This is a genomic window from Sphingomonas faeni (genome assembly GCF_040407505.1).
Taxonomy (GTDB): Bacteria; Pseudomonadota; Alphaproteobacteria; order Sphingomonadales; family Sphingomonadaceae; genus Sphingomonas; species Sphingomonas faeni_E.
The window spans coordinates 13,623-26,618 of sequence record NZ_JAPZPQ010000008.1 but is presented as its reverse complement, the minus strand read 5'-3'; the positions used below and the strand labels follow the sequence as shown (position 1 = coordinate 26,618).

General features: G+C 61.0%; 10 protein-coding genes. 5 read left to right on the top strand and 5 right to left on the bottom strand.

The features are described from left to right. Positions 1–3 precede the first annotated feature (3 nt). The 4 genes from O6X71_RS18430 to O6X71_RS18415 all read right to left on the bottom strand — a co-directional run bounded on the left by O6X71_RS18430 (position 4) and on the right by O6X71_RS18415 (position 5,641). Positions 4–1,197: an ABC-three component system protein gene (locus O6X71_RS18430; RefSeq protein WP_353467168.1), complete on the bottom strand. Its 1,194-nt coding sequence runs from the start codon at positions 1,195–1,197 to the stop codon at positions 4–6. A gap of 381 nt (positions 1,198–1,578) precedes the next feature. Then, positions 1,579–3,252 carry an EAL domain-containing protein gene (locus O6X71_RS18425; RefSeq protein ID WP_353467167.1) on the bottom strand — a complete coding sequence of 558 codons (1,674 nt, stop codon included), beginning with the start codon at positions 3,250–3,252 and terminating at the stop codon, positions 1,579–1,581. A gap of 26 nt (positions 3,253–3,278) precedes the next feature. Next, positions 3,279–4,127, bottom strand: coding sequence for a hypothetical protein (locus O6X71_RS18420; RefSeq protein ID WP_353467166.1), 849 nt, complete (start codon positions 4,125–4,127; stop codon positions 3,279–3,281). A gap of 605 nt (positions 4,128–4,732) precedes the next feature. Beyond that, positions 4,733–5,641: a hypothetical protein gene (locus tag O6X71_RS18415; protein ID WP_353467165.1), complete on the bottom strand. Its 909-nt coding sequence runs from the start codon at positions 5,639–5,641 to the stop codon at positions 4,733–4,735. Positions 5,642–5,643: 2 nt separating this feature from the next. Between O6X71_RS18415 and O6X71_RS18410 the strand changes: the two genes are divergently transcribed. From O6X71_RS18410 to O6X71_RS18390, 5 genes are all read left to right on the top strand, one after another. Then, positions 5,644–6,144: a hypothetical protein gene (locus O6X71_RS18410; protein ID WP_353467164.1), complete on the top strand. Its 501-nt coding sequence runs from the start codon at positions 5,644–5,646 to the stop codon at positions 6,142–6,144. A 460-nt stretch (positions 6,145–6,604) separates the two neighbouring features. Then, on the top strand, positions 6,605–7,366 hold the full coding sequence (locus O6X71_RS18405; RefSeq protein ID WP_353467163.1) for an ImuA family protein: 762 nt from the start codon (positions 6,605–6,607) through the stop codon (positions 7,364–7,366). A gap of 163 nt (positions 7,367–7,529) precedes the next feature. Next, a complete protein-coding gene (locus tag O6X71_RS18400) occupies positions 7,530–9,071 on the top strand; it encodes a Y-family DNA polymerase (RefSeq protein WP_353467162.1) in 1,542 nt (513 codons plus the stop codon). After that, positions 9,068–12,331, top strand: coding sequence for an error-prone DNA polymerase (locus O6X71_RS18395; protein WP_353467161.1), 3,264 nt, complete (start codon positions 9,068–9,070; stop codon positions 12,329–12,331). The genes O6X71_RS18400 and O6X71_RS18395 overlap by 4 nt, the downstream gene beginning before the upstream one ends. Continuing rightward, positions 12,331–12,618 (top strand): hypothetical protein, encoded by a 288-nt coding sequence (locus O6X71_RS18390; protein ID WP_056056312.1) that lies wholly within the window; start codon positions 12,331–12,333, stop codon positions 12,616–12,618. Before O6X71_RS18395 ends, O6X71_RS18390 begins: the two co-directional genes overlap by 1 nt. Positions 12,619–12,689: 71 nt before the next feature. Here O6X71_RS18390 and O6X71_RS18385 read toward each other — a convergent pair whose 3' ends face one another. Next, on the bottom strand, positions 12,690–12,914 hold the full coding sequence (locus O6X71_RS18385) for a hypothetical protein (RefSeq protein ID WP_353467160.1): 225 nt from the start codon (positions 12,912–12,914) through the stop codon (positions 12,690–12,692). Positions 12,915–12,996 lie beyond the last annotated feature (82 nt).

Genomic DNA, 12,996 nt, shown 5'->3' with positions numbered 1-12,996 from the left:
TGTTTAAGCCTCATCCGATAATGAAGGGGAATCTACTTTGTAGTCGGGATGCCAGCCAAGCACGTATCGATTTGCAAGGATATGAAAGCTACCGTGCGTTAGAAAGCGATCTCGTACTGATCGCAGTGGATAGTTCGCCTCCTGCTCAGCCCAACGGAATAGACCCTGTCCTAGCTGAACCCTCTTGGCTGGTGGGCAAGTTGGCGTTAATTCGTCTTGAAGAGCGGCATGGCGGGGCTCCCAAGCCTCCAGAAGATCGCGCTCATACTTTGCTAGTTCGCCGTCAACCAGTAGATCTTCTCTTGCCCATCGCGATCTCTGCTCCGATGCTCGGTAGTAATCGCGGATTGCCCATTCGACGCGGCTGGTTCCAACATTTATCTGTCTCAGTTGGCGAACGAAGGGGCGTCTATCGAGTTCTGCAATCACCGCCGCAGGTGGCTCGACAGCGCCGAAGTCGATCGGCAAGGCACCACGCTTAAACTCCTCGCGTAATTCGTCGACACGCTGATCAATCGCCAAGACGGCTATTGATGACGGGCCGTTTCCGGTCAAAGCATCGATAACGATGCTGAACCACCAGCCTTCTAACCGCTGTGTGAGGTGATCAACCTGATCGCGCGGCGCAGCGTGGTAAAGCTCGCGTGCGATCTCATCTCGCACATCGACGATATTAGGCGAACGATCGAGTACGACGACCGCCTTCAGAAGGTTAAGGCGCTGGCTAGGTAGCAGCCCGGCGTATGCCGCGTAGGAGGCTTTGTTTTCCTGACTCTTCGAGGTGGCGGCGACTTCCATCAGAAGCTTGTCGGCTTCTCTTTCGTTGCGATCGTGAATACGAAGGAACGACGCTGCCGAGTTAGCAGGTGCAAGTGCGGTAGTGAGCAGATTGAAGCTTACCCGGAACGGTGAGTCGATGTCTGTTGCAACACGCTTCGCCCAGATATGGATCGTCTTCCACAGATCGACGCTGGCGTCGGTCAAACTTCCTGCCTTGCCAAGATGATGTTTCGTCTGAATTAGTTGGGTTGGTTCACCACGAGCGTCGAAGGCAACATCATCGAACTTCTCGATTGAGATAGCCAGCTGAGGTCTCTCGGGAATGGCTCGAAGACCCGCTAACAGCGCATAACGGCACTGGAAAAGGTAGCCGATCGCAGAAGCGCTCGCCTCATGCGTGTTATCCGCTTTGCTCATCGACGCCGGTTACCCCCCTCCGGGCCAGGCATCTGCCGGCTCAGTTAGCATACGATAACAACATGTTTGCAATAAGGTAAATCCTGCCGCGAAGTGCCGATCTTGTGTTGTCTTGCGGTGATAGCTCGTAGCCGCGGGGTTGCCGACCAGCGTGGGCTAGGCTGCCGACATCAAGGCTACGATGCCAACATCGTTATGACAGAGCTGCGACAGGCCAAAATCTGGGAACCCGAAGGAGCGGGGACACATTGAAGGTCGCCCAATGCAAGGAGGCGATGCCGCATTCTTGGTTCGTAATCTCACGTTCAAGAGACAATAGAAATTCGACAGTCTAGCAAGAACTCGACCCTAATCTGCAAGCAGGCGATACCGTACTCAATACTAAACCTTTGGATCGCTGCGAGATTCTGCGGACTTCCATAGCCGTTTACCTAACGAGGGGCGCGCAGGTTCACTGTGAAGGACCGACCGAATGTGGTCGTCGGAATTTAGCTTTCTGAATGTGTCGATCCCAACAGGGCGTGAAATGTAGAAACCTTGAGCCATGTCGCAGCCCATAGCGCTGAGAATGTCCAGTGCTGCATGCGATTCAACGCCGTTGGCAGTCACCTCCATATCGAGCGCGTGCGCTAAATCTATCGTCGATCGCACAAGCAAGGGGTCACGAGTCCGACTAGCTAACTGGGATATGAAAGTCCTGTCGATTTTCAATTCATCAGCGGGGAGATTTTTCAGATAGGCGAGTGACGACAGCCCTGCACCATAGTCATCCACGGCAAGTCGTACGCCGTGATCGGATAGCCTTCGTAGATTGGATATCGTTCGCTCCGGATTACGGATCACAGCCGTCTCCGTAATCTCAAAACCGATCTTTTGCGCATCCCCATCGGACAGCATATTGCAAATACTTAGAACAAATTTGTCTTCGTTTAGAAGCTCAGTCGACAGATTTATGTATATCCTGAATTCCTTACTCGGGCCGGAAATCTGTTCATGATCGGCAATTGCTTGGTGCAACATCCACAAAGTCAGGACTTCTATCTGTCCGTTCTCTTCTGCCAACGGAATAAAATCCGCAGGCATGATCGTTCCAAGCGTCGGATGTTCCCAGCGAATTAGTGCTTCCGCGGCAACAATTGCTCGACGTCGTAGATGAATCTTGGCCTGGTAATGAATGGTCAATTCATTGCGTTCGATCGCTTGCGCCAAGTCCGCTACTAACCCCAACCGAGCGAACACTTCGTCAGGACGTGTCATATCGATAAGGACCACGCGGTATTGCATGCGGGCGCGTTCCAGAGCTAGTTCGGCCGATTGGTGAAGGTTAATTTCCTCTAGATCATCAATCGGGGCAGCTGCGGCGCCAAGGAAAAGCTCTAGCTGCACCTTCTCGCCAGCCCGTTCGAAGGGCCGTACTAGGACCTCTTTCAGCTGTTCAATATCGGCTTCCGCCGAACGTGGGCCGTCGCCGCGCATAGTTATATCAATGACGGATTGGGTAATGCCAATTTTCAGCGTCGGGAGTGCCCCCCCGATACGGTCAACGATATGAAACATAAGGTCATCCACGAAAGGAGCGCCAAGCCGGTAACGAAGCGCCTTGATGTTTGCGACTTCGCACAGGCAGCGAATAACCCAATGGGGACCTTCGCCGAAATACTCTGGCATCGGCGCTAAGTCCGCGGAGTCTTGCGGTGCTGTCGACGCCGATGACATTGCGAGCGCGCGATCGATGCCGACTGGCAATTCCCGCTTGGCGACCGCTACCCCTATCTCTCCAGGCCCCGCGTGGGAAAAAGCGTCGAAGTCGGCTGCGAGATGTAGATCGTCTCCCTCAAAACATGCGGCATCGAAATTCGCTTCGCTGACGAATGCCCCGTTGAACCGGCAGGACACAAACGTCGTCCCGGAGAAATTGAAACCGCAAAGATTTGCACCACCGAAATCGACATTGCGCAAAAGCGCATTCGTGAAATCCCGTTTAGGATCTAGGCCGGCAGCCTGAACCAGCAGCGTGAAGTCGTCCGTGGCAGCCGACAGGACCCGATCGATCATCGCGGACGCATGCGCGCTGAAGTATCTCATCTTTCGTACCTCGCGATGACGTTTTCTTGTCGGGTAAGTGCTACCCATCCATTGGTGGCTTGCGTGTCAGCAAGCTGCTTCGAGAAGATTTGCTCTATAAGCGCCTGCTTGTTGGGCGAGGGTTCTGCGGTGTCCTGACTGGCGCACGTTGCCCGATCATACAGGTTGACCTCGACGCGAGACATCAGGACGGTACCGTCGTCGTAATCCTCGATCGTGACGATCGGTGCATCACGGGTCGCATATTCGCCAGACAATATCGCTGGCTCAGGATCGTCTCGTTCGATCTGCCAGCGGAGCCGTTGGGCCATCTTGTCGCCCGAAAGGACAGCGTTGCCGATTTGAACAGGGACAGGCGAGCCAAGCCGGTGCACCGCTCGGGCACCATTTACGCAACTGATCTCCAGCGTCACGGTCGCCTTCCTAAATCCGAAAATCATGCCGCTTTTGTGAAAAAACGGCTCGAAGTGTACGGCGAGGAAAAATTGCATCGCCGTACCAGCGGCTGTCGACTGTCCGAGATCGGTGAACTCGTGGCGTACCATATGCGGGTCGACGGCGTTGAATTCACGTAATGTCGACCTGAAGGTTACTGAGCCGCCCCGCCAAATTCCGTCCAAGTGATGCCGAAATTCTTCGGCAGTGTCTCGGCCGGCATAGCCTTCAACCGTGCAAGAGCGTCGCCTCGCCTCAGGTACCGCGTCATCGACCCAGCTGTCATGCTCCCGGTCAAACCTGGCAAGCGACGCAATAGCATCCTCGATCTTTGGCGATAGCCGCCCCCCAGCCACCGAAGTTTTAAGGGTCGTATACGGTACGGCGATCTCAGCAGCGAGCGCCTTCATATCCCCTCTTTGTAATATGCCGGCACGAAGAAGGACGACGCAGATCACCCCGATCTTTTCCTGTGCCTGAAATATAACGCGGGCCGTGGGCATGATGCCGAAGTGTCCGATCTATCACCGTTCAGGATGCGGTAACGGTCTGAATTCGCAGCGTCGATGGCCATTCTCCGTATTCCACCGTCCTGGCCCGTCTCACGCCGTCCAGCGTCGTATATTGCCCTCCCAATCCGATTTGGCCGTGACTGCAGAGAGCCCAGCTGAGACGAGTGAAATGCAAAGATCTGGCGCCCGCTCGCTGTAATATATGCGCACACTACCGAACGACTAAACGGAGATAGAAAATGGCCTGGGTTGAATGTATTTTGAGTATCGTGCTGGCGGTCCTTTCCCTGCTACGCGCACTCGATCTCCTCTAAGATCGGGCGTGTAGTTGGAGCCAGGGTGCGCTGTGCTAGGTTTGTTAGCTCATCTCTTAGCTGAAGATCAGATATTTGATCGCGATGACGGCTAGTAAGCCCATTCGCGTAAACTCTACCCCGCGACGATGGGTTTATTTGATCGAGCACGCCAGCCCTCATCTAAAAGCAAATGACGGGTTCAACAACTTATTTATGACTGGAAGGTGCCTCTTTCTTCAGCATCGCGTCCTTGAGCGTATTGCCTGCGATGCCCCCGGCAGCGACCGCAACAACGACATTGCCGACGAAGAACTCGACGATGCCGACAACGCTGCCGAACGCGATCAGCGCCGACGTCGTGACCGGCAGTGCAGCTGTCGCCTTACCGATCGCGACCTTCGCCTCCTGGCGGACAAGCCGGAGCCGTTCGAGCATCGGATCGAGCGATCGACCTTGATCGACTGCCGCGATTAGATCGCCCAGCGCATGGTGCAGCGCCTTCAGCTGCTGCAAGGCTACCGCCCGATCAGCATCGACCGGGCCACCATTGTCGCGGGCAAGCTCTTCATCGTCGATCAGCCGTTGCACAGCTTCCAGGGCAACAGGTGCTAGCGCCTGAATGACAGCGGCATGCTCGCGCAGGGAAGGGCGCCCAGTCCAGGACGCTGAACTGACGGTATCGGGTCCTCGAACCTCGTCCCATAGCGCCTTGAACTGCTCACGGACCATCTCACGCCGCAGGGTGCGATCCTTCGTTTCCCGGGCATGGCGTACAAACGCTTCAAGACTGGGCTGCGCTGCGACAAAGGCCGGCGCCAACGGCCGCAGGTCCGTCCGGCCAAGCAGCGCCCGACGCAGCGCTTTGTAGCGCGTGTCGTCCGCCAGATCCTGAATGCCATCGCAGGCACCCAGACATAGAGTTTGCAAACGCTGCAGCGCCTCTTCGTCGTTCAGCCCTTCCGGCCAGTGTGTTCCTGAATAGCCCATCGCATTCGATCCGTTTCGACTCAGCTGACCGTCGAATGCACGAATGTTTGCCTGTAGGACATAGCAAGAACATCGAAGCGCCAGAACGTCGCTAGACATACCATCAGCGATGATGTTGGTGGACGGCACCGATGCCGATCCGCCCAGAACATATCTTCCTGTATCCAATCGATTGGCCCCAGCTATCGCATCTGGTCCGCTTTATACGGGCAGGCGGACGCTGCGAACATTGCGGGCGCCCGCACGGGCAACGGGTCTTCCACCTGGGGGACGGACGCTGGTGGGACAAAGGCCGGTCGTATTGGCGTAACGGCGACGGCAGACGTGTTCGCCGACCGACCGAGAACATCCTCGATTCAGGCAAATGGACACCGGTGGTGCTGGCCTGCGCGCATCTCAATCATGACCCCAGTGACAGCGCGCTTAACCAGCTGGCAGCGCTCTGCCAGCGCTGCCACATGATTTACGATGGCCCTGAACATCGTCGTCGACGTTGGATGAACGCACATTACCGGCGTGCGCTCGGCGATCTGTTCTACGGCCCATATCCGATGCGGGGGGCGGACTGGATCACCCCGACACCCATCAGCATGCTCGATGACAGCCGATCGCTATACGCGAACGTCCGGTAGCTCGGAGCACCGGAAACGCTGTGCCGGCTGCGTCCGGGCAAAAAAAAGGGCCGCCAAAAGCGACCCGGGAAGTTTTTAGGAGAGGATGCCTGAAAGGCGTCACCTTGGTATCCGGCAGGCCGGGCAATGGCGAATGCAAAACAGGCTAATCCGGATTGCATTTCATGCACTTGGCGGGATGTCGGAGCCAAACTCATCCCTTGGCGAGCTCGGCGATAAGGCACGGCTGACGAAGGTTCGACACCGCGAGGAAACGGTCTGGATCCCGCACACTTGATCGCATGCCCGACGACAGTCGTCCACATACGCGCAGGTCCGATAGCCCGCCTCCGCGACACATAGCTAAACGCGCTTCGCAGCGTTCGTAGCCGGAACCTTATCCACATGAGTATCGAGTCTGACGCTTGACCAAACGGTTCTGGTAACGGAACATAAAGGGAACAGGTAGAGTCTAGACATCATGATCACCGCCCTCGAGTCCCTGCCGACAACCATCGCCCACCTGCGGACAATCGCAACGCCGGTGGTGGATCACCGCATCATGCCGTTCGGTATCCCTGCGCTCGACGATCGCCTCGCAAGCAGGGGCCTTCGCGCTGGAGCACTGCACGAGGTCGCCGCCCAAAGCTGTTCGATGGTCGACGATGCCGCAGCAACGCTGTTCCTCACAGGCATCGCCGCGCGAGAAGCGGCGCATACAGGCGGACCGGTGCTGTGGGTGAGCTGTCGCAACGATCTCTATGCGCCGGGCTTGGAGCAGGCGGGGCTATCATCTGCCGACTTGATTCACGCACAACCCCGTGACGATGCAGCCTTGCTGGCCGTCGTCGAAGACGCTGTGCGCGATGGAACGCCGTCAGCGGTAATCGCCGAGGTTAGCCGGATGTCGATGGTGGCGACCCGGCGCCTGCAACTGGTCGCGGCCGACGCCGACATTCCCGTTCTCATCCTGCGACGCAGACGTAATCGCGACCAGGATCCGCTCGCTGAGCCGTCTGCGGCCTGGACGCGCTGGCGGATCGCCAGTGCGTCGTCCGAGCGCCTGGGCGTCGCCGGCGTCGGCCGATCGCGGTGGCAGGTCGAGGTCGCACGGCAGCGTGGCGGCGAAGCATTTTCGATGATTTTGGAGGGCTGCGATGAGACGGGTTGTCTCGCTGTTCCTGCCGCACTTGGCCATCGAACGGCTGAGACGGCTGGACCGGCACGCTACGCGGCCGCCTGAGCGGCCAGCCCTTCAGCTTCCCGTAGACGACGATCCAGGGGCCTGTTCGGTACCGCGGGGCGGCGGGTGGCGGCCGGGCGCGCGGTGGGCTCGTGCCGACATGCCAACCAGGCAGGATGTGGAAGGTGAGATCGCAGCGCTGCCCGCGCATGCGAAACCACCCATGCGTGAACTTGGCCGACGATCGGAGGCGGCGAACCATCCGTTTCATGGGTTTGCGCAAGCCGACAGTCACGACAGGGTCGCGGCGACCGTTGCCGCGTTTCACCGGGCGCCGCTCGCGCTGGTGGGCAAGGTCGGCCGGCGCGAAGAGGTGGTCGCCGCCTGCGATGGCGCGGCAGCATTGGGGATCACGATCGGGATGGCCGCGACCCATGCGCGTGCGCTGGTGTCCGATCTCGACATCCGACCGTCCGAGACGGAGGCGGATGCCGCGATGCTGGATCAGCTCGCGCTACGCGCGGTGCGCCGCTGGTCGCCGATCGCAGCAGCCACACCGCCCGATGGACTGTGGCTCGACCTGACCGGTTGCGCGCATCTCCATGGCGGGGAAGAACGGTTCTGCCGGCGTCTGCGCGCGTTTTGCCAGCGTGCCGGGTTCACCGCCCGCGTGGCGGTTGCAGACACACCGGGCGCGGCACACGCTATTGCCCGGTTCGGGCCTGCCGACATCGCGATCGTGCCCACAGGGCGGACGGTCGAAGCGCTCAGCGGCCTGCCGGTCGCTGCACTGCGCCTTGCAGGCACAGCGCTGGTTGCTGCCCGCAAGTTCGGCTTCGAACGCGTGGCCGATCTCCTGCCGGTAGCCCGCGGACCTTTGGCACGCAGGCTTGGGCTGGCGGCGATCACGCGGCTCGATCAGGCGCTCGGTGCGGTCGCCGAACCCATCACGCCGCGCACCGACGAGGTCATGCCGATCGTCGAGCGCCGGCTGCTCGAACCGATCGTCACCACAGACGCGATTGCGCAGGTCATGGAGGATCTGCTCGGCGACATGGCCGAACTGCTGCGCGCGAAAGGGCTTGGCGTACGATCGCTGCGGCTCGGTGGCCTACGCGTCGATGGTACCGAGCAGGTCGTGGCCGTCGGCACCTCACGCCCGACGCGCGAGGTCTCGCACCTGTTGCGACTCATGAAGCTCAGGATCGAGCGGATCGATCCGGGCCTGGGGCTCGAGCAATTCTATCTGGCAGCATCACATACCGAGCCACTCGACGCGGTCGACCTCGGTGCGGTTCTCGCCGGTGAGGTACTCGTGCGTGACCCGGCCCGTCTCGTTGACGTCGTTGCCGGCCGCATCGGTGCTGACGCTGTGTTCCGGATCGCGCCAGTCGAAAGTCACGTGCCCGAGCGCGCCGTCATGCGTGCCGACCCGGTGGTGGCACCCACGGGCTGGCCAAAATGGCGGCGACCGACGCGCCTGCTGGCGAGGCCCGAACCGCTGTGGGGCGTGATCGCGCTGATGCCCGATCAGCCGCCCCGACGGTTCGAGTGGCGCGGCCGGCCGCACAAGGTGGTGGCTGGCGATGGCCCCGAGCGGATCCACGGTGAGTGGTGGCGCCGTGACGCGGAGGTGTGGGCGGTCCGCGACTATTACCGCGTCGAGGACGAGACAGGCGGCCGCTACTGGGTGTTCCGGCGTGGTGACGGGTTCGTCGAGGATACCGGCGATCTGAGCTGGTGGATGCACGGCGTGTTCGCATGACCGACTATGTCGAACTCCAGGTCCTCACGCACTTTTCGCTACTGCGCGGCGCCTCGAGCCCCGAGGAGCTGTTCGCGGCTGCCGCGCTGCTCGGCTATCCGTCGATCGGGGTCAGCGACATCGGCACCGTCGCGGGTGTGGTGCGCGCATGGGAAGCGCAGAAGGCGACGGGCGTTCGCTCGATCGCCGGCACACGAGTCAATCTATCCTGTGGCCGGCAGTTGCTGCTCTACCCGACCAACCGCCCCGCCTGGTCGCGCCTGACGCGCCTGCTGACAGTGGGCAAGAAGCGGGCGGGGAAGGGCGGGTGTCTTCTCCACTGGCATGACCTCGAACCCTGGTCGGAGGGCATGATCGCCATCCTGCTGCCGGTTGAGCCGGACGAGGATAATCTGGCAGCGCTCGCCGACCTGAAGATGGTCTATGGTCGTCGCGGGTATATGGCATTGTTCCAGCGGCGCCGGCCGGACGATGCCGTGCGGATCGACGCGCTGGCACGGCAGGCGGGTGGCTCTGACGTTCGCGCGGTGGTGACGGGGGATGTCCTCTATCACGCGCCCGAAGCACGGTTGCTGCAGGACGTGGTGACGGCCGTGCGCGAGAAATGCACCGTCGACGAACTCGGCTACCGGCGCGAGGTCAATGCCGATCGTGCACTCAAATCCCCCGACGAAATGGTCCGGCGGTTCAAGGCGTATCCCGATGCGCTGCGCGCTAGCGTCGACATCGCGCGTCTGTGCACCTTCGATCTGGGTGAACTGGCCTATCAGTACCCGCATGAGCGGCTGATCGACGGGCTGACCGCGCAGGAGGCGCTGCAGAAGCTCGCGGAAGACGCCGTCGACACGATGTTCAACGGCGCGGTGCCGGCTGCCTATACCGAGCAGATCGCCCATGAGATGCGGCTGATCGGCGAGCTCGGCTATGCGCCATATTTCCTGACCGTCTACGCGATCGTCCGCGAGGCCCGCCGGCGCGGGATCCTGTGCCAGGGCCGCGGTTCAGCTGCCAATTCCTGCGTCTGCTTCGTGCTCGGCGTTACCTCCATCGACCCGATCAAGCACGAACTGCTGTTCGAGCGCTTCGTCAGCGGTGAGCGCCGCGAGCCGCCCGATATCGACGTCGATTTCGAGCATGAGCGCCGCGAAGAGATCATCCAGTGGATCTACGAGACCTATGGCCGCAACCACTCGGCATTGACCGCGGTCGTTACACGCTACCGCGCGCGCGGCGCCGTGCGCGATGTCGGCAAGGCGCTCGGCCTTCCCGAGGACCTGACATCGTCATTGGCAGGGCAAGTGTGGGGCTGGTCGGCCGAGGGCGTCGGCGAAAAGCAGGTCAACGAGCTGAACCTCGACATCGGCGATCGTCGCCTGCGCCTGACGCTCGAGCTGGCCCGCAAGCTGATTGACGTGCCGCGCCACATGTCGCAGCACCCGGGCGGCTTCGTGCTCACCCATGACCGTCTCGACGATCTGGTCCCGATCGAACCCGCTGCGATGGAAGATCGGCAGATCATCGAATGGGACAAGGACGACATCGATGCGCTGAAGTTCATGAAGGTCGACGTGCTAGGTCTCGGCATGCTCGGCTGCATGAACCGCGCCTTCAACATGCTCGAGGTAGACAAGGGGCTGCGGGTCGGTTTGGCCGATCTGCAGGACGACGATCCCGACGTCTACGCCATGATCTCGAAGGCGGACACGCTCGGCACTTTCCAGATCGAAAGCCGCGCGCAGATGTCGATGCTGCCGCGCATGAAGCCGCGGCGCTTCTATGATCTCGTCATCCAGGTTGCGATCGTACGACCGGGACCGATCCAGGGCGACATGGTCCACCCGTATCTGCGCCGGCGCGAAGGGCTGGAGAAACCGGAATACCCACGACCCGAGCTGCGCGCGGTGCTGGAAAAGACGCTTGGCGTGCCGCTGTTCCAGGAGCAGGCGATGAAGGTCGCGATCGTCGGCGCGGGGTTCACGCCGGCCGAAGCCGATCAGCTGCGCCGCGCCATGGCGACGTTCAAATTCACAGGCGGCGTGTCGCACTTCAGCGAAAAGCTGATCGGGGGCATGGTCGAGCGCGGCTATCCACGTGAGTTTGCCGAGCGCACCTTCCGCCAGCTTGAAGGCTTCGGGTCCTACGGCTTCCCCGAAAGCCATGCCGCCTCGTTCGCCAAGATCTCCTACGCCTCGTCGTGGGTGAAGCATCATCACCCGGACGTGTTCTGCGCGAGCCTTATGAACGCGCAGCCGATGGGCTTCTACGCGCCCGCCCAGATCGTGCGCGATGCACGCGAGCACGGCGTTGTGGTTCGCCCCCCTTGCGTGAACGCAAGCCGTTGGGACTGCACGCTGGAGCCGTATGGCGGGCGGTACCTCGCCGTACGATTGGGACTCCGGCAGATCCGCGGCCTGTCCAACGCGGACGGCGCCAAGATCGTCGGTGCGCGCGAGCTGATCGCGTTCGAAAGCGTGGAGGACGTGTGGCGACGATCGGGCGTGCAGCGCGCCGTGATCGAGAAGCTCGCGGACGGCGATGCCTTTCATAGCTTTGGTGCCGATCGTCGGCAGGGCTTGTGGAAGGTGAGGGGGCTCGGCGAAGCGCCGCTGCCACTGTTCGCCGCGGCCGATCGCGCGGACCAGGCCGTCAGCACGGAAGGGATCGAGCCTGATGTCGAACTGCGCCCACTGACCGATGGTCGCGAGGTGATCGAGGACTACCGGGCACTGCAGCTCTCGCTGCGCGCGCATCCGCTGACTTTCGTGCGTGATGAACTGGCCAGGCGTGGCGTGACCAAATGCGCGGACCTGGCCACCATCCGCGACGGGCGCCATGTCGAGGTCGCCGGCATCATCCTCGTTCGCCAGAAGCCCGGGTCTGCCAAGGGCGTGCTGTTCATCACGATCGAAGACGAGACCGGGATCGCCAACGGCATCCTGTGGCCCGATCGGTTCGAGCGCCAACGCCGTACCGTCATGTCAGCGTCGATGATCGGCATGAAGGGCAGGGTGCAGAAGGAGGGCGAGGTCATCCACGTCATCTGCGACCGGATCATCGACCACGGGGACCTGCTGCACCGGGTTGGCGAGATGTCCTTCCCGCACAGGACCGGTCGCGGCGACGGTGCAAAACATGCCGGTTCCCCTGATCGTGGCGACAAGGGTTGGAGCCCGATCCCGCGCAATTCCTACTGGCCGCCCCATGCGGACGGCATGGATCCGGAAGCTGTCGTGAAGTTCAAATCTCACGACTTCCATTGATGGCCAAGCTCGTCCGTCATCAACGCGTTGTCATCGCGCTATCGGTGCATATCTTGCGGGGCGGCGTTGCGCGCTGCTCGGACGCTCGCGTCGATGTCGTCGAGATCCGGTTGGCGCTGCGCTGCCTGCTGCCGCACTGCCCGGAACGCTGGCCACTCGAACTCTACTGGGATGCCGCAGCCCAAGAGAACGAGATTGGCAGGGCACAGGGCGTGACCGCGGCTTTCAACGGGATTGTCCGGCAACTGAGGCGCGCTGGCTGTTATGAAGAGGTAACCGAACCGTGAGCATGAGACTACCGCGAGCAGCCATTGCTCGCGTTCCCGACGGCACGCGGATCGTCAGCGTTGAGCGAATGTCACGGGCTTTTACCAAATACCATCTGGATGACGGACGCGCACTGCACCGGTTCAAGATGGAAGAGCCGCATGCGACCCCGCATGATCACCCCTGGAGCTTCGACACCGAGATCCTCGATGGCGGCTATGTCGAAGAGGTGTTCAACCTGGATCCGGGCGGTGGTTGGCACAGCGGGCTTGTTCACCGGCTTCCCGGCGAAACCTACCATGTCGATGCCACGCACATTCACCGCATCGTCGAGTTGCCAACTGGCGAGTGTTGGACCCTCGTTCGTGCAGGTCCCCACACGCGGGAAACCCGGTTCT

Excerpts from the sequence above, each read along its gene's own strand:
- O6X71_RS18410 (WP_353467164.1), top strand. The coding sequence starts at position 5,644 with ATGCCGATCCGCCCAGAACATATCTTCCTGTATCCAATCGATTGGCCC.
- O6X71_RS18400 (WP_353467162.1), top strand. The coding sequence starts at position 7,530 with ATGCGTGAACTTGGCCGACGATCGGAGGCGGCGAACCATCCGTTTCAT.
- O6X71_RS18430 (WP_353467168.1), bottom strand. The coding sequence starts at position 1,197 with ATGAGCAAAGCGGATAACACGCATGAGGCGAGCGCTTCTGCGATCGGC.
- O6X71_RS18425 (WP_353467167.1), bottom strand. The coding sequence starts at position 3,252 with ATGATCGATCGGGTCCTGTCGGCTGCCACGGACGACTTCACGCTGCTG.
- O6X71_RS18390 (WP_056056312.1), top strand. The coding sequence starts at position 12,331 with ATGGCCAAGCTCGTCCGTCATCAACGCGTTGTCATCGCGCTATCGGTG.
- O6X71_RS18395 (WP_353467161.1), top strand. The coding sequence starts at position 9,068 with ATGACCGACTATGTCGAACTCCAGGTCCTCACGCACTTTTCGCTACTG.
- O6X71_RS18405 (WP_353467163.1), top strand. The coding sequence starts at position 6,605 with ATGATCACCGCCCTCGAGTCCCTGCCGACAACCATCGCCCACCTGCGG.
- O6X71_RS18420 (WP_353467166.1), bottom strand. The coding sequence starts at position 4,127 with ATGAAGGCGCTCGCTGCTGAGATCGCCGTACCGTATACGACCCTTAAA.